The sequence below is a fragment of the Mesorhizobium sp. M0029 genome, assembly GCF_040323735.1.
Classification (GTDB): Bacteria; Pseudomonadota; Alphaproteobacteria; order Rhizobiales; family Rhizobiaceae; genus Mesorhizobium.
The window spans coordinates 440,500-465,952 of the sequence record NZ_JAMYVF010000004.1 but is presented as its reverse complement, the minus strand read 5'-3'; the positions used below and the strand labels follow the sequence as shown (position 1 = coordinate 465,952).

Sequence of the window (25,453 nt, the reverse complement as noted above, 5' to 3'; positions counted from 1 at the left end):
CACTCTCGCGCGCCATCGTCGGCGCATGGACGCCGGTCGCCGGGAAGGTTCGCATCGACAGCGCAAGCCTCGATCAATGGGACCGGGAAGCACTAGGCCGTCATATCGGCTATCTGCCGCAAGGTGTTGAACTGTTCGACGGCACCATTGCCGAAAACATCGCTCGTTTTGAACATGATCCTGACCCTGAGGCTATTGTCGCCGCGGCGAAAGCAGCGGGCACGCACGAACTGATCCTCCGATTTGAGCACGGATACGAAACTCCGATTGGTGAGGTCGGATCGGCACTTTCCGCCGGGCAGCGTCAGCTTATCGGTCTTGCCCGTGCCCTTTATCGAGACCCGTTCCTTGTTGTGCTGGATGAACCCAATATCCATCTCGACGCGGAAGGCGAAGCTGCAGTCGCTAAGGCGATCGCCTCTGTGCGCGAGCGCAAGGGCATTGCGGTTGTTGTCTGCCATCAGCCGAGCGTCATCCGCGCCGTGGATTTGGTGTTGGTGATGGAAGGTGGACGGCAGCGATCATTCGGTGCGCCTTCCAAAGTCCTGAAGGCCATCGAGTCTACACAGGATAACGTGGCAGAGCGCGCTGACATGGAGGATACCGGTGTCCGGCATTGATCAGAACAATGACGTTTCAAGCTCCATTCGCCGCCACCTGGTGGCGGGCTTTCTGGCGAGCGTGATCTTTGTGGGAGGAGCCGGAGCCTGGGCGAACTTCACGAATCTCTCCGGTGCGGTTGTAGCGTCCGGACACTTTGTCGTCGTTTCCTATGTCAAGAAGGTGCAGCACCCGACTGGCGGGGTGGTGGGAGAAATCCTGGTGCGCGAAGGCGATAAGGTAAAAGCCGGCGACATCCTCATGCGGCTCGATGCCACCCAGGCGCGCGCTAATCTCGCCATAGTCACCAAGCGGCTCGATGAGCTGGCCGCCTACCTAGCTCGACTCGATGCTGAGCGTGACGATCTCGCGGAAATCCCCTTCCCGGACTGGCTACTCGCCCGAAGAGATGTTCCGGACGTAGCTTCGGCAATAGATAGCGAGACGTTGCTGTTCGAATTCCGCAGGCAATCCCGCGACGGGAAGCAGGCGCAATTGGCGGAACGCATTACTCAATATCACCACGAGATCGAAGGACTCAAGGCGCAGGAAATTGCCTGTGAAAAAATGATCGAGGTTCTCCAAAAGGAAATTGCTGTTCTAAGTGGGCTGCGCAACCAAGGCATTGTCTCGGACCAACGGTTGAACAGCCTGAAGATCCAGGTTGCCACTTTCGGTGGCGAACGCGGTGAGAAGATCGCAGATCAGGCACAGACGGCAGCCCGCATAGCCGAAACGCGCCTGCAGATCCCGCAGATCGATCAGGATTTCAAGTCGGAAGTGGGCCAGGAGCTCAGAGAGGTTCAGGCGCAGGTCGGGGAGTATGTTGAGCGCAAGGTGGCGGTTGAACAGGAACTGCGGCGGATCGATATCGTCGCGCCGCAGTCAGGCACCATTCAACAACTCGCAATTCATACGGTCGGCGGAGTGATCACGCCCGCCGATCCGATCATGCTAATCGTGCCGGAAGGCGACGATCTTGCGCTTGAAGTACGAATCACCCCGAAGGACATCGACCAAATCCAGCTTGGTCACAAGGCCGTGCTGCGGATGTCAGCCTTCAATCTGAGAACCACGCCGATATTGAACGGATATGTCAGCCGGATCGCAGCCGATCTGGCGACGGATGAAAAAAACGGCATTTCGTACTACCTGGTGCGCCTGTCGGTTCCGCAGGCGGAACTGACGAAGCTCAAGGGCCTGACGCTCGTGCCCGGTATGCCGGCCGAAGCGATGGTCCAGACGGGTGAGCGTACGGCGCTTTCCTATTTCGTAAAGCCGCTGTCGGACCAAATCAGTCGGACATTCCGGGAGGAATGAAATAACCCACAGGAATCTATTGTTGCTATTTCTGTTGGTTGTCCGCATGCTATGTGCGTGGTAAGATCTGAAAGCACAGACATTTCCTACTTGCCTCTGGGCACCGCTTGTTTCTGTAATATTCAGCTGATGTTGCACCATGTTGCAACTGAGTATCCTTGGTTTCCAACGGTTTTTACTGGTGCGCGGCTGATGGACGCGACATGAAACGCGACATGAAAAACCCGCCACCAGCCGCAGCGGGCTGTTCGTTTCTCTTCTGCGGAATGAAAGTCAGTCAGTGCCGCGTGGCTGACATCGCCTCGAACATATCCCAAGCCGCATCTCGGTTTCGGTGCTTGCCGGGAATGGGGACCCAGCACTGCTTCGCAAAGATCCGAGCTTCTAGATCGTCAGGATGCGTATCGGTCACAAGCGCCGCCCAGTCCCACTTCCGGGCTTCGCGGCGCATCACGTCGACCACAAACCAGCCGGAAGGCGGTCGATCACCTTCGGTCGTTCGCATGGCAGTTTCCTTCTGAACGAAAGATCATTGCCGTTCACTCAGCGGCCTGAAGTCAACGCCGACAGTCTGCAAGACGAGCAGCGCACGCGTGGCTGGCGAGGGCACCGTTTCCCATGTCGGGCTACAACTCTCGGTCATCGTAGCGGGAAATGGTAATGCGCCGCAAGAGTGTTGCAGGGCACGAGGGCTGTTTGGCGGTAGGGGTTGCGCTCGCGAGGGTAGATGTCGCGCATAAGCAGCAGACGTTCGAAGAACAGCCACTCACTGTAGGCTTGCAGCAGTTCCTCCTCGGAGGGCAGAGGCGCCGGTTGCGGCGAGACATGCGCCGCGGCCGCGCCTCTTATGGCCGGAATAGAGGCGATGGCACCGAGCAGGGCGCGGGAAAATCTTCTAAAGGGAAGGCAGCGGCCATAGCTTCGCCGGCCTCCAGAAGAGGGGTGTTAGGCATTTGGGTCTGCATTTGCGATAACGTTGCACTAATGGTTAAGGCTGCACGTATCGTACAGTCACTTTAATGTAAGGTTTAACTAAAATGACACTTTCGCCATCTCAATGCCGGGCAGCCCGGGCGCTTGTTGGATGGTCGCAGGATCAGCTGGCAGCGGCCTCCCAGGTGGCCAAGACGACCATTGCCAATTTCGAAGCTGGCAAGCGGACGCCATACGACCGCACGTTGGTCGACCTGCAGGCCGCTCTGGAGGCTGCCGGGGTTGAGCTCATTCCGCAGAATGGAGGAGGCGCCGGCGTGAGGCTCGCAAAGCCGTAGCCGGGCCGGCGCTTGCGTTCGCGCTCAACCGACGCGAAGCTGCCTTTTGAGGAACGGGAGGGCATACGTATGGCAATCAGATATCGGGCGACGACAACGATCCGGCTCAACACGGATGGCAAATGGGGTGCTTGGATGTTGATCGTGTCTCCGCTGGTGCAGGCGATTAGCTGGTACTACTATTTTGCGAAGCCGGACTATGGATGGCTCGGCCTTATTGCCCTCACCAGCGTGACAGTGCCCTGCGGCTTCGTGCTGCTACTGATCGGCCGCGACTATGACAGTATCGTAGACGAGACGAACTGACGCCTCGCCGATGGAGCGGCGCGATGCCCAAGGACAATACGTCTGGCATGCAGCGGGGGGAGGAAGACCTAGGCTGGCGCGTCCCGATGGGCTTTGCCGCGTCGCTCTGGCTGCATTCCTGCATAGAGCGGACGTTCAAAGACCTGGATATCGAGGATGACGCGGTGGCGCGCTGGCGGCCCTTCAATGGCAAGCAGTCCATCGTGATCGACCCCCATCGTTCGTTCGGTCAGCCGATCGCCTCCAAATATGGCGTCCCGACCGTGGCGCTTGCGCAAGCTGTAGAAGCCGAAGGATTTGTGGAAAAGGTGGCGCGCCTTTTCGATGTCTCAGCTACCGCTGTTAGAGACGCCATGAAATTCGAAGAGAGCCTTCAGAGTGCCGCGTGAAAGCCCTGGTCGACGAAAACCTGTCGCCCGCTCTCGCCCGTTCGCTAAATGCCCTGTTCGCCGGGGAGCATGAGATCGTCCATATCAGAGAGAAGTTCGGCCCCGGCGTGAAAGATGTGGCCTGGATCGCCCAGCTGAGCACGGAGGGGGCGTTGGATCGTCATCTCTGGCGATCGACGCATTACCCGGAACTCGCGGGCGGCGCGATGTTCGAACTTCCAATAAAGAGCACGCGCATCGAGCAACTGAAGGTGTAGTCTAAAGGCAATCGCTACACTTTCGCTTTCCGCCAGCCCGCCCACCACGCTTCCCATTGTGAGCAGAACCAGCGCTCTCCTCGAGCTGGGTTGACGCGCGTAGCAGAGTAATATTCCTGCCCCGGCATATGGTAGATATGCTCGCCGCGCTCGTTAATGTTGCCCTTGATATCGCAGCCCGCCTCGCGGACAGCCGCGTTGCTGGCCGACGAATCGCCGCCATGGTGAACGCGCGGCAGCTCGTGCCGATCGTCGCCGACTGCAAGATAGCCCGCGGAAGTCGCCCCGAGCATCACCAGAACGGCGGCGAGACGATAGCGGAAAAGCGAGCGCCACCAAGGCCGTCGCCTCTGCAACCTCCTGGCATGAACAGAATTGCCCATGATCCCTTCCCCGAGGCGAGAATGCATCGTCTGAAGCCGGGAGTCCAGTATCAGGCCGCAGCGCTGTAGCCCGCTTCCTTGATGCGGCGCCCGCGACGCTCAGGCGCGAGACATGGTCGGCACGACCGCTTCCCTCCTGATGGTGGCGCTTGGCGCCTGGCCCTATCGCTCCCGTGAGAGTAGGCCAGGAGGTCAGGCAGCGTGGCATGTAGGACTATGGTCCGCGTTGCGGCGAACCCCATCAAGCGGAGATCGCCAATGGCCCAGAACCAAACCTTCCGAACAGCTGTCTCGGGCTGAAATCCGAGCGCTTTCTGGCGGCAGCCGAAGCGGCTGCAAAAGAGCATCGTCGGGCCGCTTCTGCGATCGATTGCGCTCAGAAGACGGACCCCGTCAACTCCACAATACAAGTATTTGACCCGGAACATTAGTGGTCCCTTAAGCACTTCTCCACAAGCGGTACTTGTCCGGCTTGGCGCGTTTTGCTAATGAGTCCGTACAAACGGGGGTTTGGATAATGTCGAAACGCAATTTCCTGTCACCAATGGCCTTGTCGGCCACGATGATTCTCGGCGGCCAAGTTCAGGCTGCAGTCCTTGTCGAATCGGCAAATCAGCCTTCGACCAAGCTCGCTGAAGCTGGCACTGTCCCGGCGGACCTCGGCTACGGTGAGGTGCTAGATCGCTCAAATGGTACGGACGTTATCATGGCGTACCACACCAGCCATTCGAGCCATGCTAGTCACGGGTCTCACTGCTCTGGCTACAGCTATTGTTGATGGCGGACACCCCTCGCGAGAGCGAGCTCGTCCAGACTGCCCAAGTCAAGTTTGATCTGTCAGTCTTCAGCCTCGACTGTGTAAAGCGCGCAGCGTATCGGGTAACCGGCAACGCTGCGGTTGAGATCACGATCGAGGGCGGCTTCGCAGTATGCACGATCAACTTCAGCAAGGCGGCCGCGCGAACTTCGGCCGACGCAGCGGTAGAAAGACTGCGGCTAGAGGTCTTGGATCAGGACCTGCGTAGCAGCATCGCCGCCGAAACCGCCACTGTTAGAAACGCGATACTGGCGCTTGCGTTTTCCAGATCGGGCCTGCAGTCCGATGACTAAGTTTGCTCCGGCAACTGAGTTCCAACGACCGTTGGACGACACTTATCAGCTCGCGTACTTTCGTTTTTCCCAGTTGGACGACGAGCGGTATGTGCTGACCAACCAAGCGGGCGAATATCTGCTATTGCCGCGCGCCGTGCTGGCTTCGTTTATCAGGCACGAGCTTCCCAGCACACACCCCGCCTACTCCCGCCTGCGCAGCAGGCAGTTCCTCTTTGATGCATCCTCCAATATCGGCAAGGAGCTGCTGGCGCTGAAGGTTCGGACCAAGGCAAGAAGGCTTGAGAACTTCACATCGCTTCACATCATGGTCGTGTCTTTGCGGTGCGAGCACTCCTGCCCCTACTGTCAGGTATCTCGCCAAAGCGAAGATCGTTCAGCCTTCGATATGTCAGAGGAGACTGCCGAGAAGGCGTTGGCGCTCATTTTCCAGTCTCCAAGTCCGGCTATCAAGATCGAGTTCCAAGGCGGCGAGCCGCTCCTGAATTTCCCGTTGATCCAACACGTCGTGCATCGGGCTGAAGCGATCAACAAGGTCGCCGGGCGGTCGCTGCAATTCGTCATCACGACGAATCTCGCCGTCATCACCGACGAAATCTTGGAATTCTGTCGCGTGCACAGGATTCTAATTTCAACGTCGCTCGACGGACCGGCCACTCTTCACAATGCCAATCGACCGCGCCCGGGAAAGAACAGCTACGAATTGGCTGTGGCAGGTATCCACAAGGCCAGACTGGCTCTCGGCCATGAACGCGTCAGCGCACTTATGACAACGACCAAAGCCAGTCTTCCACTGGCGCGCGAGATCATTGACGAATACGTGCGGCTAGATTTCCCCGGAATATTCCTTCGGCCGCTTTCCCCTTACGGCTTCGCGGTCAAGACGAAATCGTACGCAGCCTATGACGTGGACCGCTGGCTCGATTTCTACTTCGACGGGCTGAATTACATCCTGGAACTGAACCGTAACGGCATTCCTTTCAAGGAGTTTTACGCGGCCACCATCCTTACAAAGATGCTCACGCCTTTCGAGCCAGGATATGTGGATCTTATGAGCCCGGCAGGCATCGGTATCTCCGCCGTCGTCTATAACTATGACGCCAGCGTCTACGCGTCCGACGAAGCACGAATGTTGGCCGAAATGGGCGACAAGACATTTCTGCTCGGGAATGTCCACGAAAACACCTATGGCGAGATTTTCGGGTCCGACGCTCTCCTCGATCCTATCGAGCAATCTTTTGCAGGCTCCGTACCGATGTGCGCCGACTGCGCTTACGAGCCGTTCTGTGGCTCCGATCCAGTATTCCATACCGCAACGCAGGGCGACTTTGTTGGCCTCAAAACGCGGTCGGGATTCTGCAATCGCAATATGTCGATCTTCAAGAGGCTGATCGGCCTTATGGAGAGGGACGTTACCGCCCGAGAACTCTTTCTAAGTTGGGCGAATTAGGATGTTGCGACTGAGTGGCTTCGCTGCGTCAGCAAGCGTCGGTGATTTCTCACAGCGAGTGGCACTTAGGCTCGTGACGGGCCAAGCTGACCAAGCGCCTAACCGAGAACATGATGCGTACCTTTTCAAGGGGCAGACGTTTCATCCTGAATGCCAGTGGGTTGTCACCTTTGAGGAGCATCGGCCGGAAGCTGAGCGACTGTTTTCAGACCGACGACTAGTCGTTCTGCCCCACGAGTTCGACTACCTTTGCGAAGGAGACGTCATCCGCTTTGTGCCGGATCGGAAGGCAGTGCGTGTCCTGTTCAGAAAGGATGCCAACGCGAACTATTTCCTCGTAACGGAGCGGTGCAACCACCTGTGTTTGATGTGCTCCCAGCCACCCAAAGACGTTGATGATCGCTGGTTGGCGAGGGAGATTTTGGATGTGCTGCCCCTGCTGCCCGTAACGACCCCGTTTCTCGGGATCACTGGCGGTGAGCCAACGCTGGTGGGTGAGGACTTTTTTGACATTTTGTCATCAGCTCGTGACCACCTTCCGTCTACGCCGGTTCATATTCTTTCCAATGGCCGGACGTTCAAGGATCGGCAATTCGCAGAGCGCTATCAAGGGATTGGACATCCTCGTCTTTCGGTCGGCATACCGATCTATTCCGCCGACCCGGAAGTTCACGACTACGTGGTTCAGTCCAAAGGCGCCTTCGATGAGACCATCCGCGGGATCATGAACCTGAAGGCCGTCGGGGCTGAGGTTGAGATACGAGTTGTCGTTCACAAGCAGACCTATGAAGGTCTCGTCGACCTGTCAGATTTCATTTTTAGAAACCTCACCTTCGTAGACCACGTGACGTTTATGGGACTGGAGATCACTGGCTTCACAAGGGCAAATATGGATAAGCTCTGGATGGACCCGTACGACTATCGAAGTGAGTTGCGGGCGGCTGTGCAATATCTGGCTGCGGCTAGGATCAATGTTTCAGTCTACAATCACCAGCTCTGTCTTCTTGATGGCTCTATCCACAAGTATGCAAAGCGGTCGATTAGTGACTGGAAAAATGCGTACTTGAACGAGTGCACAAGCTGCTCCAAGCGCGCCGAATGTGGTGGCTTCTTTTCATCTAGCCACCTTGCACGAAGCTCCCATATCTCGGCGTTTCAAACAAAATAGAACATCAGATTGGTTGAAAATTACGAAAGCCGGTCGCCCGGTGGGATAACCTAGCCTAAATCTTAGAAATACAATCTGTGCGCTGCTGACTCGGATAGCGATTGGAGAGAATATGACCTTCGATTTTAAAAATGCGTCCAAGGCGGAGCTTCGAATTGAGTATAAACGTATCGCCGATGAAATCGGCGACGATCAATTTTTTACAAAGAAAGAGCTAAATCACCTTCCGGAGATTCTTTCAGACGGTGAGCAGGTATTGGCATTCACTTCTGGGCTCATGGACGGCGACACGTGGCTCATCACCCTGACAGACCGACGTATCATCTTTCTCGACAAAGGAATGATCTACGGCCTGAAGCAGGCCAGCATAGGCCTTGACAAGGTAAATGCTGTTAGCGGCAAAACGGGGCTCATCTTTGGTTCGATCACCATCGAAGACGGAGCTTCGCAGCGGCACATCAGCAACGTTTGGAAGAAGACTGTTGTCAAATTCGTCAATAAGGTTAGGGATGCACTGGAGCAGAGAAGGCAGCCAGCTCCAGTCTACAATCAACCGCAGGGTACCGACGTGGTGTCAATGCTTGAGCGTCTCGGCGCTTTGAAGGCGAACGGAATCATCACAGATCAAGAATTCGAACAGCAAAAAAGAAAAATACTGGCGGGATAATGGACTTTATAGGGGTCGTTGTCGGGATTATACTCTTCATCTCCGTTTATTTTTGCGTCGGTATTACCCTGCGCTTCATTTGGGAGTGGTGGATACTCGTTATGTCGACCCCATCGCTTTTTGCGGCAGCTCTGCTGTACGGGTGGATTGGTGCACTTGTATCCATAAGCCTTTGGGCCTGGACGCTTACCTTGAATAACTCGTGGCACTCGAGTGCGGTATATTTCAGAGGCGCAGATTGGCTTGATAGGCGGTTTAATTTCAAGGATACCTAGCCGCTGCGGTTCCTCGCCCCCCAGAGCCGTTATGACTGTTGATGGGGCTTTAGTGTTTTTATCGAGGAAATTCAATGAAAGTAAACGTCATCGTTGACGGCAGCATTTCTACTCGGCTGCACCGCTTCCGCATACGCTGATTGCTTGGGTGAAAGCGACTACAGGGTCTGCACAGATTCCTATTCCGGTAAAAATGGGGATCAACATGTGAGATCGTACGATACCGAAGGGAATAACTATTCGATTGACACCGAAACTCTTCGCTTTCCGAACGGAGGCCAAGAGGTCACCAGTAGCGATAGCGAAGGAAACTCCTACTCCATTCGCTCCTGGAGAGACAGCACCGGAACTCATTCCGTGGACACTGAAGGCAACGAATGCACCATCACGCCATCAGGTACTATGATGGGATGCGGGGAATAGGTGCGATGCGATGAAGAAGTTCGGCGTCTTTGGCTGCACTGGTTGCGTAGCCGCCATTATCATAGGGTGGCTGCTCGGTGTGCGCATATTGGTAGTTCAACCGATCGGAGCCATTCCTGAGGGTGTAACTGCCATAGTATATGGGGTTCCGGATCTGCATCTCGTTGACAGTCCGGATGCCATCTGCCAACGAACCCAAGGGGGCGTCAGTCTCCTATGTAGAGGAATGACAGCTGCGGCAATTGCCAACCACGGCAAGATCCTTGCTCGGCTACCCTACAGCGAGATGCTTTTTCGTCTTAGCGGCGCTCCAGTTCTTGACCGGTAAGCCGGACGGCTTTCGATTTGCGCATATGTTGTTGTTGCACATCAGGGTATACTTGGAAGTGACACCAAAGCGTCGGGTTCAGCAGGGTTGCGCTGGGCAGCCCGGTCAGCGTCCGACACTTGCGGACGCTCCGTTATAAGACATTCCCTCTTCCTCTCGGGGGCGCGCGCGCCACTGTTCGACCCGCTCGTCGACCCATCCTACGGATGGAGCCCAGGACTTCGACTTGCTGGCCGTTTATGGACCGGCCGCTGGGTTGCTTTTCGGCATCGGCACACCAAGAAGCTTTGGACGCCTACGAGGTAGTGGCAGCTCGCTGAAGCGCCTAGCTCGCCTAATCACTTCGGATAAGATCGTCGTAAAGCGAGAGATATACGAAGCTCCGCCAAACGGGGGGTGCGGCTCGCAGCAGCAACAAATTTGCGTCAGGCTTCACGGAAGCTCTTGAAAAGATATGCCGAGCGCAAAGACCATACCCAGCCGTGGGACATGGCCGGAGCAGCTGGGGGTGCTTGTGGGGCTTAACCGCACCGGCCACTGCGGGAAGATATGAGCCCCCCACTCCTCTGCCTAAGATATAGGCATATTAGCAAGCGAGCAAATTATCTCGCAATGCCACCTTGAAGGCTCAACCGCGAAGCCAACTTAATTCCGAGAGAGCGGACGGAGCTGGTGAGCGCTTTGTCGAACCCCGGAAGCAGTGAGCATCTTTGGGCATTGGACCTTGCCGACCTGCGCAAGGAGTTTGGAAAGTTTCGTCAAGAGCGCGGGACAACGCCCCTTGAGTGGGACGAGCACACCGAAGCTGTTCCTTGAAGAACGACGGGAACGCCGCCGGGAACCGGATTTGTCCGAGCCGTTGGGGAATGGCTAGGCTAGCGTCGCGATCATCATTCACCTTCCGGCGTGGGGGTCTTGTTGTCAGCCCTTCGAACGCATGCACACACACCCCCCGGAACTTTTGCCGGGTCGCCGTGTTCGTTGGTGATGACGAAAATTGTTGACCTTGGACCGCCTAAGCCCGGCAAGCCACATGACGCTGACTGGCCGGAGCATTTCCATGCGTGCCCCATCTGCGGCCAGCAGGTAGACCGACACGACTTCCGGCAGGTGATGTGGCACGAGCAGCCCGATCACGAGCCGCTCGATCTCAACCAATAAAAAGCCTGCCGCCCTTCCGGCCGCGCGGGCTGACGACAGAGACGTCACACCGCAAGCCTCACCAGCAATGGAACAATCGGCCATCACCGTCGCGGCCCTGAGGGTACCCAGCCGCAGGAGGGTCCTAAAGCCGCACAACCTTGTCGAGATGCAGGCGTATCCGCTGGCCTTCTGCGAAGGCCAGTGCGAACGATTCCAGGGCGAATGAGCGTGTAATTTCCTGGTCAGTTTCAATGATGCGGACGACCCATTCGCCACTGGCTCCGACCACTTCCACGCAAGGCGCGGCCTTGCAGATTGGCACCACGTTGCCCATCACGTCCTCCCTACGAAAAGCAATGGCGAGTCGACTTAAAACCGTCGTAGCCGGTAGATCAATAACAATTGCTTGTTCGGATCGGACGAACCAACCTGGATGGGCAATACGACCGGGGGCTAATGCCACTTCGGTCAGGCGAACCCTCCGGGGAACCTACCGTGAGATAGCCTCTGCTTCAGGTCGTTGGCATTCAGGATGGCGGCCAGCTCCTCGGCATACTCCATGTCGGGAAGGTCGACAGATGGGTGGCCCGCTACAATAGCCGGGAGCCCGGTGAACACGTCGAATACCGTCCACGTCCCATCCGGTTCCTGCCTTTCGTCGTACCGCAGAGTTGCCATGAGGGGATCATATAGTCACCCTTAGGTGTTGGGAATATTTGGTCCACGGAGGCTCGCGATCCGGAGCGCTGATTTCGCCGCTTTGAAGATTGCCGATCTCGTCGACAGAGATCAGGCCGCTCAATCTGCGATCGAACTTTATAGGATGGAAGCACCGACCGCCGTGGCGCACTGCGCTTTGGAGGCGCATTTCGACGGTCGACCAGATGACTACCGCTTTTGGTGCGATGTCTTTCACCAACTGAGAAAACCAAACTGACGGAACTTTGCCGCAGCATCTTGTTCGGTCGCGCATGGCTAGAATAGCCGACCTTGGACCCGCCTATCCCCGGCAAGCCACACCAACCGCAGGACTGTGACGATCGATTTCACGCATGCCCGATCTGCGGGCAGCAGGTCGACAAAGGCGATTTCCGCGAGGTGATGTGGCACGAGCAACCAGATCACGATCCGCTTGAACTGGATCAGTGAGGCAGGAACAACTTGGCAGCCTTCAGGGCCACGTCACACTAGGAAGGAAAGCGCGGGCCGGACCCTTTGCCGCCGGCGGGCAGCGGTAAGGCATCCTCACGAGCGCTGCGGTGGACCAACTTTTCCATTTACGCGTTGTTCCTAATGCAAATGAAAGGTCGTGTCCCATCAGGTGGGTGTAGCTCGGCGGTAGCGAAGCCGCTCACGAGCGCGCCGTTAGTAGCGCTGTAGCCAGCGAGCGGGGTGTGGGTGGTCATCGGCGCTTTCCGGTAGGGTTTGGTTGTTGACGCCAACCCATTTCGGAAGGACCACCGATGACCGACGACATGATGAACCTGCGCACGCTCGTGGAGAAGACCCCGGATGCCGATCTGCTGCGGGAGATGATCGGCTTTGCCGCCGAGCGACTGATGGAAATGGAGGTGGCGGTTCGAGGAAACCTGGGAAGTAGCTTCCCTTCCTGAGCTTCGGGATGCGCAGCTCGACCGTGCCGGCCCGGGTCTCCCAGTCCCGGTCGCGGTAGCCATTGCGCTGGGCGAGCCGCAGCGGTTCTTCTCGCCATAGCTGGCGCCGGTGGCCGCGCCCGCATGGCCGAGAAGGCGCTAACCGCCGTCATCCAGGAAGCTTATGTGCAAGGCATCTCGACCCGGTCGGTTGACGACCTGGTCAAGGCCATGGGTATGAGCGGCATATCCAAGAGCCAGGTCTCGCGGCTGTGCGAGGAGATCGACGGGAAGGTGAAGGCCTTCCTCGAGCGGCCGATCGAGGGCGATTGGCCATACCTGTGGATCGACGCCACTTACCTGAAGGTCCGCCGCGGTGGGCAGATCGTCTCGGTCGCCGTTATCATCGCCGTCGGTGTCAACGCGGACGGCCGGCGCGAGGTACTGGGCATGGAGATTGGCACCTCGGAGGCCGAGCCGATCTGGACAGAGTTCCTGCGCAAGCTGACACGTCGCGGCCTGCGCGGTGTCAAGCTCGTCGTCTCCGATGCTCACGAAGGCCTCAAGGCGGCCGTCACCAAGGTGCTGTGCGCGACATGGCAGAGGTGCCGCGTCCACTTCATGAGGAACGTGCTGGCCCATGCCGGCAAGAGCGGCCACAGGGTCGTCTCAGCCTTCATCGCCACCGCTTTCGCCCAGGAAACGCCCGAGGCCGCGTCCGTACAATGGCGCGCCGTCGCCGACCAGATCCAATTTGGGCGCGGGTCCAGTGTCTTGGCGGGCGCGATCGACGACCTCATTGTCGACCTGTCGACGCTATCATTGGCGCGCATGCTGGCTCGAAAAAGACTATTGAAGATCAAGTTGCTCGCACCTCGTCAGAGCGTCGGAGCGGCCAGCTAGAGATTGGTGGTCGCTACGAAAAACGTGTCGACCTGCTCGGTGCTCCGAGCGCATCGAAACCTCTCGCCATCATCGGTTCCGTACGGACGAAAGAGCCGCCTGACCCTGCGACCAGATGAAACCTTGGACTTGCGGCAGACCGCAAGCAGTTGGAGCTTGAATTGCCGACACACTCTCAGGAACCGTTGCCGGGATCGCACTCCATTGGTCGTCGGCCCAGATCCGGCGCGCGTCGCTTAAGGTGCCGGTCGAATATGGCCAGCTTCGCTTCGTAGCCGATCCGCACTCTGGACCTGCAGCTATCGCAGCTGAAACCGGCAATCGTTTTCAGCCAGGATCCCCTTCTCACCATTGGGCACGAACAGGAGGGGCATTGGAATTCTATCGGTACGTCGCGCAGTTCATTTGATAGAGGCACTGTGCATGTTCTCCTCAGCGGCACGGCCACTGCAACAAAGTAGAAGGAGAAATGTTTCCGGCTTCGGCCATTTGCGCGAAAGAATCGGACCTAAGTCTAAATGGTGAGCGGCCCAGAAACCTATTTCCCTTGCTATCGGCCTTTGCGTCGGAAATTGAACGGCAATAGCGAGGGTGATCGAAGGCGGCCCCGGGCGTGAGGCTGGCAAGTGGGGCCAAGACGCGGCGGAAAAGCGGAGCCTGTTGCGATCAAATAACCGGTTCGCCTAGAATCTCGTTCACCCAGCTCATAGTTCTCAGCCCGTATGCCATTCCGGCGCAGTCGGCAAACCAGTCGAAGACACTCATGTCACGCCCTGTGACGCATTGAAGGATTTCAATCGCTGCGCCCGTTAAAGCAAGTAGAACCGCCAGCCGGACCACCTGTTGGGGCCAGCCGAGGCTGCCCAAAGCTGACAAGGTGGCGAACGCGGCGGCGTGGTTGAGCTTGTCGTGATGAGACGTAAAGGCCAATCCGAGGGCGTGCAGCAGGTGGTCTGGCAATAGCGCGAGCAGCAGGACGACTGCCAACGTGGAGAGAAAGGCAGCCCTTGCCATGCTCTGATGAAAGCTGGACTGCGGCAATCTATTCGTAGCACTCCCGGTTCCTAGTTCTCGCTTCTCATACTGGTGCACTAGGAAGGGCTCCAACCTGCATCTGAGCTATGAGCGCGAACAACTGGCATGCTTAACAGGCCTCCTGATGTCATCAGGAAGTTCCATGAAACAGCCTATGTCACTCTGGATGGTTCCATAGGGCGCTGCGAATGTCGCCCTCCATTGTGATGAGGCCGAGGGTTTCCTGCCGAAAAGGCGCGGCGGAATAGGCGAGCCGTTGGTACCGCTTGCGCCCAGGTGCGATGCGTATCGTGCTGGGCACGGCTGGGCTGGAGCGGAACTCTTTCCAGCCTTGGCCCGGCTGTCTTTTGCACCCTGATGTTGGGCAGCCGGGCCGACTCCCTTCTGAATTCAATTATCGTCGGCGTGGCGGCTAACAGACGAAACCGTTATTTAGTCTGGTCATCCCTGCCTTGGTGATCTCGCCTTTACAGATTCCAATCCTGGACGCTAAGCCAGCAGCGGCCACTCGCTGCTGTCCATCAACAATCCCAAACATCAGGTCGCGCTTATATACAAAAAAGCCGGCCACCTTTCGGCAGCCGGCCAGTGCAAACAAGGAAGGGAACGTTGCACTGATGGGGCAGTGCACCGTCCGAAGCGTTTCCAGGCGACAATGTTCCACCGATGAGAGAACAAAGAAGGCTTCACCGCCAGCGCACATTCCCCTTAGCTGCGCTGTATTGCCAGCGGCTAGTCTCTAAAGGCCTTTAACCAGCCACGGATCGGTGTCGTATCCGAGGCGCGGCTTTTCCGGCGTTCCACCGGCCGGCAATTTGGCGGTTCCGGTCGGCCTGCAGTCCAGCTCGAGCACCTGCTTCTTGGCCGAGTGCTTCGTAGAGCAAAGGTCCGTGGCGTCACTCACCACCACCTTCTTCTCCTTGGCAACAGCGACACCAGTCCCAGCGATCACGATCGCCGCGCAAAACACAGCAACTCTCATCATACTCCCCACGTTGTGCCTCCCCAAAAAGGCTGAGCCTGACGTTACGGCACATTTAAATTAGCGCAAGCGAATATTAGCTGCCTAGTCCCTTCACATCGGCTCTGGTCGCCTCCCCCTTGCTGCCGGCGCCTTGCGATACCGGCAGCGCGATATGCTAGGATGGGCGCATGCCTGCTCATGATCGGAGGGCCGATGTTCATGACGAGCTCGACATGGCAGAGGGCTGCAACCGTCAAGTTTCCCAGGTCGTCGTGGCGATGAACGATCGCGTCGAGGATCGCTTAATAAGCGGCGTTTACTAGGTTCCGCTGGTCTAGCCCTACGCGATCACACCATAACCACGTGATGACAAATCAGCCATGTGTGTGGCGCGGCGGGCCTGTTCCGCTTGTGGCCGGCGCCTACCCACCCGGGTTCCCCAACCATGGCGTCGGCCATTTTCGTTCTCTCAGCGATTATAAGCCTTTGCTATAGGCCTATGTGTTGGCTGGATGGTGAGATCGCTGTTAGATCGCCTCGTTCGTTTGGATGTTTCGCTGGCGTTGGGAGGAGGCGCATATGTTCGCCAGCCGGCGGATACCACACCGCCCCACCCTCTTTTTTTGATTGCAGAGAGAGTCTGAGCGGGCTTACTAGTGAGGGGTTTGCCATCGCTTTGAGGGAGGCTGCGATGGTTGCAACACCCATAGATATCGCTCAAGCGGCCACTACGGCCACCTTGCTGATGCGCCTTCGTTAACGTCATCGCGATGACGTGGCGCGAGGCTGGGAAGATGCCGACCATTCTACTGTTGCCGTCTCCCGTACGCCTGAGTGTCAATGGCGCGATTTAGCCAAGGCCCTGGTGCACGATTGGTTCGAGCTGATCGAAACTGGCTTGGTGGATTGGATCCTCAGCAAGTAGCCGCTGCCCGCCAGCGGCCCAGCAGCCGTCTGCGGGACTTTGCAGCGGGCGCGCTGGGCCTGACCGGTTGTCCTCGCTCCCTGTTCTGTCATCGCAATGAAGGACGACATCTTCGAGCACCCGCAGCACACCTGTCGCATGGAAAAAGCTGTAGGCGTTTATAGGTGCTTGGGGAATCCGCCGTTTGTTTGCGTTGTGGAGCGGGACAAAGCAAGTTACTCACTCAGGCTGGCTACCGTGAAGCGGGGCACCAGCCCGACTTCCACGCGTTGCCGTGGGAAGCTGAACAACAGGGCCGTCAAAGAAAGGCAAGGTGGACGCGACGGCGCTCGCTGAACGCATTCGGGCGCCGGCTGCGTTCGCGTTCACACCCGGCGCTATGTCGCTTCTAGGCCCGCTCTGTCGCTACTTTGTGCGCAGCATATTGTGGGAACTCTGCCTCGGCCCATGCACTCAGTGGCTGACCAGAACGAGCGCATCATCGGCCTAACCGTTTAGGCTGTAGAATTTGTGTGTGCGCTCGTATCGAGATGCGGGTGATGTCGCAGCCGAAACGCGCTGCTTCCTTCTCGATCCGCCCCATCAGTTTGGCGCCGATACCAGCACTGCGCATCTCGGCGTCGACAACCACATGGTCGGCCTACGCCCACTTTCCGCCCATACCCGGTTTGCTGATAGAGCGGGTAGATAGCCGCGATCTCTTCGAGCTCCATGGCTGAGTGTCGATGCCTATGTCGGCGAGGTAATGAGTGCGGCCTTGCCGCCGAACACCAGCCCCAACTGGGCAGTCGCATCGCTCGACATTACGGGCGATGCAGCCACTGCGAAGGTCGAGGACGAATTTGGAACCACAAGGTTCACCGACTATATTTCTCTGCTCAAGATCGCAGGAGAATTGAAGATCCTTAGCAAACTCTACCACCTTCACTAATACGACCGTCCAGATCAGAGGCCAAATACCGCAAAACTGACCAACCTGTCGTAGGTCTCCCAGCGCCTTTAGAGCTTGAGCTCAGTCCTTAGCGCGTCGATTCCGTTCGAGGCCTCGGCTTTGCTTAGATCTTCGGCGTAGCTTCTGTCGTCGCCCGCCTGCTCACATAATGTTTTCAAGTAGGAAGCTTGCGACGGAGTCATTGGCTCGTCTCCCGTCGTCCATTCGTCAGGATCCTTGCTGATAGCTTCGCCTTTGGCTCGGGGTGTAGTTTTGCATGACGCTCTCCATGTTGGGAACGGCACAACGTATTTGATCTGCTTTTGTTCCACATGCTTGAAGTGTCTGAGATTGCGATGGCAGGGGTGTTCACGAACGCAAGTTTACCCGTGCTGGAAGAATCCGACGAGATTGCTTAGCTTCCGCTCGCGGTCGCCAACGATGAACTCAACGCCAACTCTGCGCGAGACATCGAAGACCCTCCGCGCCCGCAATTTACCCCAACGGTGAGGAGACGCCCCATGAAAGCAATCGTAGCGACGGACCAGACTGCAGGAACGGCCGGGATGAAGTTGGTGGAGCTGCCCGAGCCTCAGGCGGCAATTAACGACGTGGTCGTACAGGTTCATGCGGCAGGATTCGTCAACACCGAACTGGAGTGGCCCTCGACGTGGGCCGACCGAGCCTTCCGTGACCGGACCTCTTCGATCCTCGGCCACGAACTGGCTGGTGTGGTCACTGCGCTCGGCTACGGCACCACGGGGCTTTCTAGAGGTCAGCGGGTGTTCGGCCTCGCGGACTGGCATCGCGACGGCACCCTCGCCGAGTATGTTGCCTTGGAGGCCCGTAACCTCGCGCCGCTGCCCGGCGATGTCGACTTTACGGTGGGCGCTAGCCTGCCGATCTCCGGCCTAACCGCATGGCAGGGGCTGTTCCAGCATGGCCGCATCAAGGCCGGGCAGAGCGTTCTCGCGCATGGCGCTGCCGGTGCCGTCGGTTCGATGGTGGCGCAGCTTGCAAGGGAGGCCGGAGCCTATGTGATCGGCACCGGGCGGGCCGCCGACCGCCAGAAAGCGCTCGACTTCGGTGCAAATGAATTCCTCGACCTCGCAAAAGACACCCTTGAAGATGTCGGCGGCGTCGATCTGGTGTTCGATGTCATCGGCGGCGATGTCCAGAAGCGATCCGCAACGCTTGTCCGGGCCGGAGGTATCCTTGTCACAGTCGTCGGACCAACGGATATTCGACCTGCACACGGCCTGGCGGTTGACTTCGTCGTCGAGGCTGATCGAGCCCAGCTTTCTGAGATAGTGCAGCGGATCCGCGATGGACGACTGCGGTCGAACATCGTCAAGGTTTCGAGCTTGGATGATGCCATCGGCACCTTCAACTCAACGGACCGACGCGCGGGCAAGACCGTTGTTCGCGTTCGTCCGTGAGAACTTGGGAGAGAGGCGGGCCCTCGCTCCTTATGGTCGCGTCGGCAGCTGACACGGTGAGGTGCAAATCAGCGCCTGTCGCGGGATTTAGCCATCGTAGGGCGGTGTTTGCGGGAACCTACTTTGTACGTTTCCGACTCTTGCCTTTTTCGGAAAGTGACCCACAGAATAGCTGATTGAGGTTCTATCTCTCTGGGAGGATGGGATGGACATTCAAGCACCTGTTCGGCCTACGCAGCAAACGGCCAAGGAGCTGGTCCGCGAGGTCCTGTTGGGCTCTCAACCCGGCGACATTATTTCCGTCAAAGCGACCATTGTAGCGGTCCGTGAGCGCGGCGGCGATCTTCTCGAAACTGACTGCCAGTTAGTCGAAATGATCGTCAAATCAGCCTCCGTTTGGGGACTGTTCATCGCCTTTGACGTTCGAGAGGCGTGATGCCCCACCGTTGGTTCAACCCTCCGGTTTATGTGAAGACTGAGCGCCCGGGGCTTCGCCTTGGTGTCAACCGGGTTGATGCCGCCGCCGAGGAGCTCCTAAAGTGGTCCAATCGTGGCCCCAAGTGGCGGCTGGCGGCCGAGGCTTGCCTATCTGCGATGGATGGCAAAATGCCGGGTAATGACTTCCGGCTGCTGTTCGAAGCCGCGGCCGATGAAGAGGAGATGCTGCTGCCGGATTAACAACGCTATACGACGAGCCCATTCGGGTCTGTTCGCGTTGCGAATTCACCGGCGCAACGGGCATTTATGCTGTCCGTCTCCGTCGTCAAACTTTAAAGTGAGACACTAACGAGCGACGACCTAGATGGACAGTTTATTCGCCGGTGCGCGTACCATATAGGGCCGCGGGTGACCGATGGAGGTCACATGGTTGATGAAGAGCATCGCCGCGAACGGAGGCAGCGGGTGCTGAAAGGCGCCTCAATCATCAGCGGAATCACAAACTCCGAGATCAGTTGCACCATTCGGAACCAAAACAGTGGCAGAGCTGAGCTCAAAGTCCCGGTGGAATCGCGTGTCCCTGAGCGGTTCGTGGTTTACGTGCCGACCGACGGCGTTGCCTACGAGGCAGTCCTGCGGTGGCGCAGGAACGACCGAATTGGGGTTCAATTTATAGGAACGTTGCCAAAGCCGCGTCTCCACTATGGCTGAGCTTGTGCCCGGGATGCACAGACCGGGGAATTGGACACTCTCCGGCGCTCGGCACGTGTTCCATGGCAGTCGCACTTTAGAGATTACCCCCCGGCGAAACTTCGCTTCAGGTCGACGCGGTCAGAAGGCTTACAAAATCGCGGGAATATTCCCCGTCCAGATATTTAGCCGGAGCGCCCCACGCCTCGGCTGGTTGGCCAGTGAACGCGTCAAACACCGCTCAGGTTTCGTCGAGTCCCTCCTGAGGTCGTATCTTTGAGAAGCCATGCCGTCGCTAGGTAAGTCTGCGGTCCAGTTCTCAAGCGGTGATCGACATTCCTGTTGGAGTGCGGGTTCTACAGGAGATTCGGTTTTGAGGATCGCGAGGACTCAACGGATCATGAGCGACCCAGCAGGATCAGAAACCGGCACCCGTCTGCGCAGCCCTTTGATGAAGATAGGTAGAATCAAAATCTGCGGCGCGAACGAGCCCTGCCCAGTCGGTCGCATGAAAACGCGAGCCAACGGTGGATATCAGACCGTCGCGTCTAAGGTCCTGAAGCACTCGGTTCACGTGCACGGTAGAGAGGCCAAGTGCGTCGCCAAGTGCAGCCTGCGTTATGGGGAGATAGGCCACATGATCTTCAATGCGGCCTACCGACCGAAGGCGAACAATGAGTTCGCAAAGAATGTGAGCCATACGCGAGTAGGCGTCGCGCCTACCGACGTTGGTGACCCACTCTCGATAGATCGCCGCATCGATCACCGTCGAGCGCCAAAACACTCTCGTTATCGAAGAGTGCTGGTCGCAAACGGCGCGAAGTTCGTCGTGCCGCATGAAGCCCACCCTAGCGGGCATGAGAGGGGTGAAAGTGCAATCCATGACCGACAAATGCAAACCATGCAGGTCGGGAATGTCGCCCGGAACAAAAAAGGAGGAGATTTGACGCTTCCCCTCCCCGGTTAGTTTGATCGACCCTATTAAGCCTTCAAGAACGACGAACGAAAGGCTCGGCTTATCGCCCTCGCGCAGAATGTCTTCGTTGGCCTGATATCTCTTCTCCTGAATCGAGATGTTCCCCAAGGTCGCAATGTCTGATTCTGCGAGTTCCGAGATGGCTTGGAGCTTGCGGATCAACATTTTGAAAGAATGATCATGTGCCATCAAGAACCTGTTCGTGTTTGCTCCCAACTTTTAGTTGGCGCTAATGTTCCCGCTGCCTAGAGGAGACGAAGGCCAATGGTCAGTGCGTCGATGATGCGCGCAAAGTTCAGCTGTCCTCAATCCTTTTCGCCTGCCGCAACCTGTTCGAAACGGCTGGATCACAACCTGCTTTCCACCGGATTAACGAGTGCTATTGCGCGCCAGGAACCTTAAGAGTTCGCAGCCGTTCAACTGTTGGGGCGCACGAAGCAGGCTTTCAATGTCATCGGGTTCCGTGCTGATCGTGGAGACGTCGAGAACTCTCTCCGGGAGGCCGGGTTCGAGGTGGTCGCCGGCTTAAAAGGGCCTTCAAGCGATTGCGACTTTCGATCGTGAGCCGGAGCGAGTTGTGGCTCTCCTGACAGATATCAGACTTGGGGACGGCCCAAGCGGGTGGGATGTGGCCCGGCACCTCCGAGGCGCCGATCCTACTATGCCAGTTATATGACAGCGTTGGTCGATGCCATGGCCTGCTACGCAATTGACCGACATCAAATCGACATCCTGTCTCTCGGCTGCGTTGAATTGGAGTTCGCCTTCACCAAGGGCCAAATCGCCAAGGGCGGTATCAGGCACTGGCGCGAGATCATTTCTGCCGCCATGCGCCTGCAAAGCCAGAATGCACTGGGCCAAGCTGGGCTGCTGGTAGGACGAGACCGTCTACTACGCGTCGACGGAGCACCTATGAAGTCTAATCCGATCGACCTCGACGACTACACCGGTCCGCCGCAGAGTTACCTGTTATTGCTGCCTCACTGGTCAAGCAACATGAGGAACGGCTGGCCGCGCTTTTCGTTGCGCCGCGTCCACCCTACAAAGCGGTGTATGGGCCAAGGTCTCAGGACCCGTAAATAGCCACCTGTTCTTCGCACGATGTCGGCTTTCAGAAACCGCCTAAAGCGATCCCGATATTGAGCGCAATGGCCATCCGTTCTGATTAAGTCGTCTTGGCCAGCCGTGGTCTTCACTCGACCCCGCATGATGAGGTATGACCAAGAAGGATGTAGACTGGAAGAGACAAGGTGCAGGTGCAAGGCATTGAGAGAAATAGCAGGAACCGAACCAATCCACAGGAATATTTTGTTGGTATTTATGTTGGTATCAGATGCGGCTAACATTCCCCTAAGTATCTGAAAGCAAAACGGGATTTTCTTCACTTGAATTCCGCCTCTGGGCACCAGTTTTCTCTGAACATCAAGGGCTTGACTTCCTGGCGCCGCACCGACGGATTCCTGATTTCGGCCTGCCGGCTGTGCCGGCAAGCCTGCGCAACCGAGTTATGAACTTTCGGGGCGCACGGTCTCCACGCGCAGCGAGCCGGCTGGAAGCGGCTGCAGCAGTTCGGCTTCCGGCTTGGTCAGACTGAGCCAAGCCGCCCAATCGCCGGGCCGAAGCACCACGACCTGCCGACTGTGATAGGGCGCAATATCCGGTCCAGGCTCGGTTGTCAGCATGGTGAAGGTTGGCGGCTTGTTGCCGGCAGCTTCACGCCAAAGCCCTGCGATGGCCATGAACGGCGAGCCGTTGAGCGTGAAGCGATGCTTTGCCTTCGGATACTTCGTGCCCGTGAACTCGAAGAAGGCGGATGCCGGCACGAGGCAGCGTTTGCTGCCGGCGAATTGCCGGCCTTCGGAGCGGAAGTTGAACACTGGTCCGCCTTTCGGGCCGGCCGGCGGAAATCCAAACGTCATCGACGTCAGTTCAACAACGCCAGTGTCGCCGGCGGCGCGCATGATCGGGGCTGGATCGTTGATATGGATGTCATCAACCCGCGGCAGTTCAAGTTCGGTCTGATGGGTCGGGATCTCGAGTGCCAGCGACTCCAGCATCCGGCAATATTCAGCCCAGAGAATATGCTGCTCATAGTCGTTGCACATGGAAGGCTCCCGACCGGTCTGCCAGTTTACCTCACGCCAAACAAAGAGGCGATGGACCGCTCAACCCTCGCGGTCGCGCTCGAGCAGTATATCGGGCTCGATCGCCGCGTTGACGAAGGCGGCGCGGGCATAGCGCGCCTCTTGAAGGCCTTCCAGAACGCCAAGGCAGGCTTTACGGGCGGCGACGTGATAGCCGCCTGTCTTCACGGGCCATCGGTTCATGAGGATGTCAGCGGCCTGCGCGACACGCTCCACCTTGTAGATCGTGTTTCTGGACCTGCCAAGCGCCACGCGAACCGGCTCATCGAAATGCTGATCTTGCATGCTTCCCCTCCCGAACGCGATCGCGAGTCAATTCGGGGGAGGCAAGTTCGGTTCCACGGGAGCGATTTGCCAACGCAATAAACCCGCCCAATGAAATCACTTTGCGCCCATCGGCCAAATGGCGGATTCGCTTTGCTTGGTGATCCCCTCCACCTAGGGCAAACTGCCTGCCGGGGCTGCAGGAGGAGAAATGCGAGCACGCGCAGCTACGATCGGCGATCTCGAAAGTGTCTTCCGTGATCTGTCCACGCGGATGTCGGACGAGTATGTGGCCGCCGGCAAGGACAGCAAGGTCGCCTACGACAATCTGATGATGAATTTGAAGGAAGGCCGAGCGCACGCGCTGGTCGAGGGCGACAAGACGGTGGCGATCGTCGCCTGGCACGAGAACAGCGACGCCGCCGACACGCTGTTTGCCGCGCAGGAGGGTTTCTTCAGCGCCGCGACGGTCCGCTTCTGCAGGCGCCACATCCGCCACATTCAGGCGCTGGCCGGCAACCTTCCCATCCACTCGCGCAGCTGGCTGCAGCGGGCCGACGTCGGCAAATGGTTCCGTGTCATCGGTTATGTCGAACGCGGCCGAGAGAACGGCGCCACTGTGTTCGAATTGCCGCCGGCACGGGGAGCGTCAGCTGCGCGGGCTGCCTAGGGCTGCGCACCCACGGATGCCATCACGGAAAAGCCCCCGCCAGGATGGCGATGGGCCAATATCGCCTGCAATGGGCTCATATCGGGGGCTCAGATATCGGGCTGATCCAGCGCCTCGAAAATCACCCGTTCCAGCGGACCGAGATCCTCTTCGATCTCGCTGACCTCAAGGCCTAAATGCCGAGCATCCAGGGCAGCTCGCGTGGTTAGGGTTCGAGCCGTTGCCTTGTCGGCAGGCAGTTCGCCCGGCAGGTGCTCGTGGATCCAGCCCTGCAGGAAATCAACGCCGCGCTCGCTCATCGATTTATCCCTTCCCTTATCTGGGGGATCATTCCCCCAGAATGACCCCAGAAGCGACGATCTGAGCCGTCAGGCTGGTGAGCCTGCCTCGCTTCACGAGCGTCGGCTTTTGGTAGATTTTCTTCATGGCGGTGCCTTTCGCGACAAATCGCTCGTCGGCAACAACGTCCGTCGCGGGGCAGCGTTCCATGGCGGGCTGTTGAGCCCGACCCCCTGACACATCGTATTTGAGAACAGCCCCGCTCCCGCGACCCGTGATGTTGATGCCGCGGCAGGTTGCGAAGCCAATGCGGGGCGTGGCATTTGTCGATGCCGATCATTGGGATGGCAAGCAGGACATGGCACGGCCACCAGACATCGCCCGACACCAGGCCGCCAAGGCAGGCGTTAGCCTGAACCGGGCGCTTTCCAAACTCGGCCTGTGTTCGCGCAAGCAGGCCGAGCTGCTGATAGCCGAAGGGCGCGTGCGGGTTGGCGGCAAGGTGGTGCGCGATCCGTCGCTGCGTGTCGATCTCGGCCGCGACCGCATCGCTGTCGACGGCGAGCAGATCGTCGGCGAGGCAAAAGTCTACCTGATGATCAATAAGCCGCGCGGACAGGTCACCACGCGCGATGACCCGCAGGATCGTGGCACCGTCTATGACTGCCTGGTGGAACTGGAGTTGCCTTTCGTGTCGCCGGTCGGCCGCCTCGACAAGGCCAGCGAAGGCCTGTTGCTGATGACCAACGACACGCGCTGGGCCAACCGCCTGCTCGATCCGGCCTCGCATGTCGCCAAGACCTATCATGTCCAGATCGGCACCGCGCCCGACGAAGCGATGCTGGCGCGCTTTCGCGACGGAGCGATCGTCGACGGCGAACTGCTGACCGCAAGTTCGATCGAACTGCTGCGCAGCGGCGGCCGCACTGCCTGGCTGGAAATCGTGCTCGACGAGGGCCGCAACCGCCAGATCCGCCGCCTGCTCGGGGCATTCGATATCGAGGTGCTGAGGCTGGTTCGGGTGGCGATCGGCGGTTTGCAGCTCGGCGAACTCGCCAAGGGCAAGGCGCGGCATCTGACATCGGAGGAATTGGCGGTGCTCGCGCGTTAAGA

The 25,453-nt window shown here is 58.1% G+C and carries 32 protein-coding genes and 3 pseudogenes; 21 read left to right on the top strand and 14 right to left on the bottom strand.

The window, feature by feature from the left end:
• Window positions 1-620, top strand: a 620-nt coding sequence (locus NKJ76_RS10380) for an ATP-binding cassette domain-containing protein (RefSeq protein ID WP_352537334.1), incomplete at its 5' end; no start/stop codon positions are given.
• Window positions 607-1,920, top strand: a complete 1,314-nt coding sequence (locus NKJ76_RS10375; protein WP_023724595.1) for an HlyD family type I secretion periplasmic adaptor subunit — start codon at window positions 607-609, stop codon at window positions 1,918-1,920. The genes NKJ76_RS10380 and NKJ76_RS10375, both read left to right, overlap by 14 nt.
• A gap of 277 nt (window positions 1,921-2,197) precedes the next feature.
• On the opposite strand, the gene NKJ76_RS10370 is transcribed toward NKJ76_RS10375, so the two are convergent.
• Entirely contained in the window at window positions 2,198-2,425 is a 228-nt protein-coding gene (locus NKJ76_RS10370; protein ID WP_023672245.1) for a hypothetical protein, read from the bottom strand.
• Window positions 2,426-2,957: 532 nt separating this feature from the next.
• On the opposite strand from NKJ76_RS10370, the pseudogene NKJ76_RS10365 reads away from it, so the two are divergent.
• The 4 genes and pseudogenes from NKJ76_RS10365 to NKJ76_RS10350 all read left to right on the top strand — a co-directional run.
• A pseudogene (locus NKJ76_RS10365) lies at window positions 2,958-3,185 on the top strand (helix-turn-helix domain-containing protein); the annotation flags it as partial.
• A gap of 75 nt (window positions 3,186-3,260) precedes the next feature.
• Window positions 3,261-3,497 carry a hypothetical protein gene (locus tag NKJ76_RS10360; RefSeq protein WP_023672248.1) on the top strand — a complete coding sequence of 79 codons (237 nt, stop codon included), beginning with the start codon at window positions 3,261-3,263 and terminating at the stop codon, window positions 3,495-3,497.
• Between the two features lie 23 nt (window positions 3,498-3,520).
• The gene (locus NKJ76_RS10355) at window positions 3,521-3,886 is read left to right on the top strand and encodes a hypothetical protein (protein ID WP_023672249.1); all 366 of its coding nucleotides are present in this window, start codon (window positions 3,521-3,523) and stop codon (window positions 3,884-3,886) included.
• The gene (locus NKJ76_RS10350; protein ID WP_023672250.1) at window positions 3,883-4,143 is read left to right on the top strand and encodes a PIN-like domain-containing protein; all 261 of its coding nucleotides are present in this window, start codon (window positions 3,883-3,885) and stop codon (window positions 4,141-4,143) included. The genes NKJ76_RS10355 and NKJ76_RS10350 overlap by 4 nt, the downstream gene beginning before the upstream one ends.
• Window positions 4,144-4,157: 14 nt before the next feature.
• On the opposite strand, the gene NKJ76_RS10345 is transcribed toward NKJ76_RS10350, so the two are convergent.
• Entirely contained in the window at window positions 4,158-4,526 is a 369-nt protein-coding gene (locus tag NKJ76_RS10345) for a sunset domain-containing protein (protein ID WP_023750018.1), read from the bottom strand.
• A 777-nt stretch (window positions 4,527-5,303) separates the two neighbouring features.
• On the opposite strand from NKJ76_RS10345, the gene hxsD reads away from it, so the two are divergent.
• From hxsD to NKJ76_RS10325, 4 genes are all read left to right on the top strand, one after another.
• Window positions 5,304-5,636 carry a His-Xaa-Ser system protein HxsD gene (gene hxsD / locus NKJ76_RS10340; RefSeq protein WP_023672253.1) on the top strand — a complete coding sequence of 111 codons (333 nt, stop codon included), beginning with the start codon at window positions 5,304-5,306 and terminating at the stop codon, window positions 5,634-5,636.
• A 31-nt stretch (window positions 5,637-5,667) separates the two neighbouring features.
• Complete coding sequence (gene hxsB, locus NKJ76_RS10335; protein ID WP_196815033.1) at window positions 5,668-7,086, top strand: His-Xaa-Ser system radical SAM maturase HxsB; 1,419 nt, start codon at window positions 5,668-5,670, stop codon at window positions 7,084-7,086.
• A 1-nt stretch (window position 7,087) separates the two neighbouring features.
• Entirely contained in the window at window positions 7,088-8,254 is a 1,167-nt protein-coding gene (hxsC, locus tag NKJ76_RS10330; protein ID WP_023835545.1) for a His-Xaa-Ser system radical SAM maturase HxsC, read from the top strand.
• A 112-nt stretch (window positions 8,255-8,366) separates the two neighbouring features.
• Window positions 8,367-8,921, top strand: coding sequence for a PH domain-containing protein (locus tag NKJ76_RS10325; RefSeq protein ID WP_023672256.1), 555 nt, complete (start codon window positions 8,367-8,369; stop codon window positions 8,919-8,921).
• Window positions 8,922-11,232: 2,311 nt separating this feature from the next.
• Here NKJ76_RS10325 and NKJ76_RS10320 read toward each other — a convergent pair.
• Both NKJ76_RS10320 and NKJ76_RS10315 read right to left on the bottom strand, forming a co-directional pair.
• Window positions 11,233-11,424 carry a hypothetical protein gene (locus tag NKJ76_RS10320; RefSeq protein ID WP_023672259.1) on the bottom strand — a complete coding sequence of 64 codons (192 nt, stop codon included), beginning with the start codon at window positions 11,422-11,424 and terminating at the stop codon, window positions 11,233-11,235.
• 134 nt (window positions 11,425-11,558) lie between these two features.
• On the bottom strand, window positions 11,559-11,768 hold the full coding sequence (locus NKJ76_RS10315; RefSeq protein WP_023672260.1) for a hypothetical protein: 210 nt from the start codon (window positions 11,766-11,768) through the stop codon (window positions 11,559-11,561).
• Between the two features lie 25 nt (window positions 11,769-11,793).
• Between NKJ76_RS10315 and NKJ76_RS32385 the strand changes: the two genes are divergently transcribed.
• Together NKJ76_RS32385 and NKJ76_RS10310 are read left to right on the top strand one after the other, a co-directional pair.
• Window positions 11,794-12,027, top strand: a complete 234-nt coding sequence (locus NKJ76_RS32385) for a Y4oE-related protein (protein ID WP_502902286.1) — start codon at window positions 11,794-11,796, stop codon at window positions 12,025-12,027.
• 526 nt (window positions 12,028-12,553) lie between these two features.
• The gene (locus NKJ76_RS10310) at window positions 12,554-12,703 is read left to right on the top strand and encodes a hypothetical protein (RefSeq protein WP_023672262.1); all 150 of its coding nucleotides are present in this window, start codon (window positions 12,554-12,556) and stop codon (window positions 12,701-12,703) included.
• Here NKJ76_RS10310 and NKJ76_RS10305 read toward each other — a convergent pair.
• Window positions 12,666-12,820 (bottom strand): annotated as a pseudogene (locus NKJ76_RS10305) (transposase); the annotation flags it as partial. The gene NKJ76_RS10310 and the pseudogene NKJ76_RS10305 sit on opposite strands and share 38 nt — an antisense overlap.
• On the opposite strand from NKJ76_RS10305, the pseudogene NKJ76_RS10300 reads away from it, so the two are divergent.
• A pseudogene (locus tag NKJ76_RS10300) lies at window positions 12,821-13,435 on the top strand (IS256 family transposase); the annotation flags it as partial.
• Window positions 13,436-14,251: 816 nt separating this feature from the next.
• On the opposite strand, the gene NKJ76_RS10295 reads toward NKJ76_RS10300, so the two are convergent.
• From NKJ76_RS10295 to NKJ76_RS10285, 3 genes are all read right to left on the bottom strand, one after another.
• The gene (locus NKJ76_RS10295) at window positions 14,252-14,626 is read right to left on the bottom strand and encodes a VanZ family protein (RefSeq protein ID WP_245261419.1); all 375 of its coding nucleotides are present in this window, start codon (window positions 14,624-14,626) and stop codon (window positions 14,252-14,254) included.
• 733 nt (window positions 14,627-15,359) lie between these two features.
• Complete coding sequence (locus NKJ76_RS10290) at window positions 15,360-15,602, bottom strand: hypothetical protein (protein WP_155922525.1); 243 nt, start codon at window positions 15,600-15,602, stop codon at window positions 15,360-15,362.
• A gap of 1,385 nt (window positions 15,603-16,987) precedes the next feature.
• On the bottom strand, window positions 16,988-17,140 hold the full coding sequence (locus NKJ76_RS10285; RefSeq protein ID WP_352496840.1) for a GNAT family N-acetyltransferase: 153 nt from the start codon (window positions 17,138-17,140) through the stop codon (window positions 16,988-16,990).
• A gap of 84 nt (window positions 17,141-17,224) precedes the next feature.
• Between NKJ76_RS10285 and NKJ76_RS10280 the strand changes: the two genes are divergently transcribed.
• Window positions 17,225-17,440 carry a nuclear transport factor 2 family protein gene (locus NKJ76_RS10280; RefSeq protein ID WP_280940454.1) on the top strand — a complete coding sequence of 72 codons (216 nt, stop codon included), beginning with the start codon at window positions 17,225-17,227 and terminating at the stop codon, window positions 17,438-17,440.
• A 68-nt stretch (window positions 17,441-17,508) separates the two neighbouring features.
• Here the strand turns inward: NKJ76_RS10280 and NKJ76_RS10275 are convergent, their stop codons facing one another.
• The gene (locus NKJ76_RS10275) at window positions 17,509-17,685 is read right to left on the bottom strand and encodes a DUF3072 domain-containing protein (RefSeq protein ID WP_502902289.1); all 177 of its coding nucleotides are present in this window, start codon (window positions 17,683-17,685) and stop codon (window positions 17,509-17,511) included.
• Window positions 17,686-17,961: 276 nt separating this feature from the next.
• Between NKJ76_RS10275 and NKJ76_RS10270 the strand changes: the two genes are divergently transcribed.
• The 4 genes from NKJ76_RS10270 (at window position 17,962) to NKJ76_RS10255 (ending at window position 20,028) form a co-directional block, all read left to right on the top strand.
• Window positions 17,962-18,879 (top strand): NADP-dependent oxidoreductase, encoded by a 918-nt coding sequence (locus NKJ76_RS10270; protein ID WP_023669679.1) that lies wholly within the window; start codon window positions 17,962-17,964, stop codon window positions 18,877-18,879.
• 205 nt (window positions 18,880-19,084) lie between these two features.
• The gene (locus tag NKJ76_RS10265) at window positions 19,085-19,315 is read left to right on the top strand and encodes a hypothetical protein (RefSeq protein WP_023669678.1); all 231 of its coding nucleotides are present in this window, start codon (window positions 19,085-19,087) and stop codon (window positions 19,313-19,315) included.
• Complete coding sequence (locus NKJ76_RS10260; RefSeq protein ID WP_023669677.1) at window positions 19,315-19,557, top strand: DUF982 domain-containing protein; 243 nt, start codon at window positions 19,315-19,317, stop codon at window positions 19,555-19,557. The genes NKJ76_RS10265 and NKJ76_RS10260 overlap by 1 nt, the downstream gene beginning before the upstream one ends.
• 186 nt (window positions 19,558-19,743) lie before the next feature.
• A complete protein-coding gene (locus NKJ76_RS10255) occupies window positions 19,744-20,028 on the top strand; it encodes a PilZ domain-containing protein (RefSeq protein WP_084630714.1) in 285 nt (94 codons plus the stop codon).
• A 397-nt stretch (window positions 20,029-20,425) separates the two neighbouring features.
• Here the strand turns inward: NKJ76_RS10255 and NKJ76_RS10250 are convergent, their stop codons facing one another.
• Window positions 20,426-21,172: a Crp/Fnr family transcriptional regulator gene (locus NKJ76_RS10250; RefSeq protein ID WP_023699539.1), complete on the bottom strand. Its 747-nt coding sequence runs from the start codon at window positions 21,170-21,172 to the stop codon at window positions 20,426-20,428.
• Window positions 21,173-21,655: 483 nt separating this feature from the next.
• Between NKJ76_RS10250 and NKJ76_RS10245 the strand changes: the two genes are divergently transcribed.
• On the top strand, window positions 21,656-22,066 hold the full coding sequence (locus NKJ76_RS10245; protein ID WP_023669676.1) for a patatin-like phospholipase domain-containing protein: 411 nt from the start codon (window positions 21,656-21,658) through the stop codon (window positions 22,064-22,066).
• Window positions 22,067-22,488: 422 nt separating this feature from the next.
• On the opposite strand, the gene NKJ76_RS10240 is transcribed toward NKJ76_RS10245, so the two are convergent.
• Together NKJ76_RS10240 and NKJ76_RS10235 are read right to left on the bottom strand one after the other, a co-directional pair.
• Entirely contained in the window at window positions 22,489-23,088 is a 600-nt protein-coding gene (locus NKJ76_RS10240) for an SOS response-associated peptidase (RefSeq protein ID WP_023834291.1), read from the bottom strand.
• Window positions 23,089-23,148: 60 nt separating this feature from the next.
• The gene (locus NKJ76_RS10235; RefSeq protein ID WP_023834292.1) at window positions 23,149-23,412 is read right to left on the bottom strand and encodes a DUF982 domain-containing protein; all 264 of its coding nucleotides are present in this window, start codon (window positions 23,410-23,412) and stop codon (window positions 23,149-23,151) included.
• A gap of 190 nt (window positions 23,413-23,602) precedes the next feature.
• Here NKJ76_RS10235 and NKJ76_RS10230 point away from each other — a divergent pair, with 190 nt between their 5' ends.
• Window positions 23,603-24,061, top strand: a complete 459-nt coding sequence (locus NKJ76_RS10230) for a hypothetical protein (RefSeq protein WP_023669674.1) — start codon at window positions 23,603-23,605, stop codon at window positions 24,059-24,061.
• 89 nt (window positions 24,062-24,150) lie between these two features.
• Here NKJ76_RS10230 and NKJ76_RS10225 read toward each other — a convergent pair whose 3' ends face one another.
• Both NKJ76_RS10225 and NKJ76_RS10220 read right to left on the bottom strand, forming a co-directional pair.
• Window positions 24,151-24,360, bottom strand: a complete 210-nt coding sequence (locus NKJ76_RS10225) for a DUF768 domain-containing protein (protein WP_023669673.1) — start codon at window positions 24,358-24,360, stop codon at window positions 24,151-24,153.
• A gap of 28 nt (window positions 24,361-24,388) precedes the next feature.
• Window positions 24,389-24,550 (bottom strand): hypothetical protein, encoded by a 162-nt coding sequence (locus NKJ76_RS10220; RefSeq protein WP_023669672.1) that lies wholly within the window; start codon window positions 24,548-24,550, stop codon window positions 24,389-24,391.
• A gap of 148 nt (window positions 24,551-24,698) precedes the next feature.
• Between NKJ76_RS10220 and NKJ76_RS10215 the strand changes: the two genes are divergently transcribed.
• Window positions 24,699-25,451, top strand: coding sequence for a pseudouridine synthase (locus NKJ76_RS10215; RefSeq protein WP_023669671.1), 753 nt, complete (start codon window positions 24,699-24,701; stop codon window positions 25,449-25,451).
• Window positions 25,452-25,453 lie beyond the last annotated feature (2 nt).

Bases quoted from the DNA above. Each gene is read 5' to 3' on its own strand.
- NKJ76_RS10370 (WP_023672245.1), bottom strand. From the start codon at position 2,425: ATGCGAACGACCGAAGGTGATCGACCGCCTTCCGGCTGGTTTGTGGTC.
- NKJ76_RS10360 (WP_023672248.1), top strand. From the start codon at position 3,261: ATGGCAATCAGATATCGGGCGACGACAACGATCCGGCTCAACACGGAT.
- NKJ76_RS10355 (WP_023672249.1), top strand. From the start codon at position 3,521: ATGCCCAAGGACAATACGTCTGGCATGCAGCGGGGGGAGGAAGACCTA.
- NKJ76_RS10345 (WP_023750018.1), bottom strand. From the start codon at position 4,526: ATGGGCAATTCTGTTCATGCCAGGAGGTTGCAGAGGCGACGGCCTTGG.
- hxsD (WP_023672253.1), top strand. From the start codon at position 5,304: ATGGCGGACACCCCTCGCGAGAGCGAGCTCGTCCAGACTGCCCAAGTC.
- hxsC (WP_023835545.1), top strand. From the start codon at position 7,088: ATGTTGCGACTGAGTGGCTTCGCTGCGTCAGCAAGCGTCGGTGATTTC.
- NKJ76_RS10325 (WP_023672256.1), top strand. From the start codon at position 8,367: ATGACCTTCGATTTTAAAAATGCGTCCAAGGCGGAGCTTCGAATTGAG.
- NKJ76_RS10320 (WP_023672259.1), bottom strand. From the start codon at position 11,424: ATGGGCAACGTGGTGCCAATCTGCAAGGCCGCGCCTTGCGTGGAAGTG.
- NKJ76_RS10315 (WP_023672260.1), bottom strand. From the start codon at position 11,768: ATGGCAACTCTGCGGTACGACGAAAGGCAGGAACCGGATGGGACGTGG.
- NKJ76_RS10310 (WP_023672262.1), top strand. From the start codon at position 12,554: ATGACCGACGACATGATGAACCTGCGCACGCTCGTGGAGAAGACCCCG.
- NKJ76_RS10290 (WP_155922525.1), bottom strand. From the start codon at position 15,602: ATGAGAGTTGCTGTGTTTTGCGCGGCGATCGTGATCGCTGGGACTGGT.
- NKJ76_RS10270 (WP_023669679.1), top strand. From the start codon at position 17,962: ATGAAAGCAATCGTAGCGACGGACCAGACTGCAGGAACGGCCGGGATG.
- NKJ76_RS10265 (WP_023669678.1), top strand. From the start codon at position 19,085: ATGGACATTCAAGCACCTGTTCGGCCTACGCAGCAAACGGCCAAGGAG.
- NKJ76_RS10260 (WP_023669677.1), top strand. From the start codon at position 19,315: ATGCCCCACCGTTGGTTCAACCCTCCGGTTTATGTGAAGACTGAGCGC.
- NKJ76_RS10255 (WP_084630714.1), top strand. From the start codon at position 19,744: ATGGTTGATGAAGAGCATCGCCGCGAACGGAGGCAGCGGGTGCTGAAA.
- NKJ76_RS10250 (WP_023699539.1), bottom strand. From the start codon at position 21,172: ATGGCACATGATCATTCTTTCAAAATGTTGATCCGCAAGCTCCAAGCC.
- NKJ76_RS10245 (WP_023669676.1), top strand. From the start codon at position 21,656: ATGACAGCGTTGGTCGATGCCATGGCCTGCTACGCAATTGACCGACAT.
- NKJ76_RS10240 (WP_023834291.1), bottom strand. From the start codon at position 23,088: ATGTGCAACGACTATGAGCAGCATATTCTCTGGGCTGAATATTGCCGG.
- NKJ76_RS10235 (WP_023834292.1), bottom strand. From the start codon at position 23,412: ATGCAAGATCAGCATTTCGATGAGCCGGTTCGCGTGGCGCTTGGCAGG.
- NKJ76_RS10230 (WP_023669674.1), top strand. From the start codon at position 23,603: ATGCGAGCACGCGCAGCTACGATCGGCGATCTCGAAAGTGTCTTCCGT.
- NKJ76_RS10225 (WP_023669673.1), bottom strand. From the start codon at position 24,360: ATGAGCGAGCGCGGCGTTGATTTCCTGCAGGGCTGGATCCACGAGCAC.
- NKJ76_RS10220 (WP_023669672.1), bottom strand. From the start codon at position 24,550: ATGGAACGCTGCCCCGCGACGGACGTTGTTGCCGACGAGCGATTTGTC.
- NKJ76_RS10215 (WP_023669671.1), top strand. From the start codon at position 24,699: ATGGCACGGCCACCAGACATCGCCCGACACCAGGCCGCCAAGGCAGGC.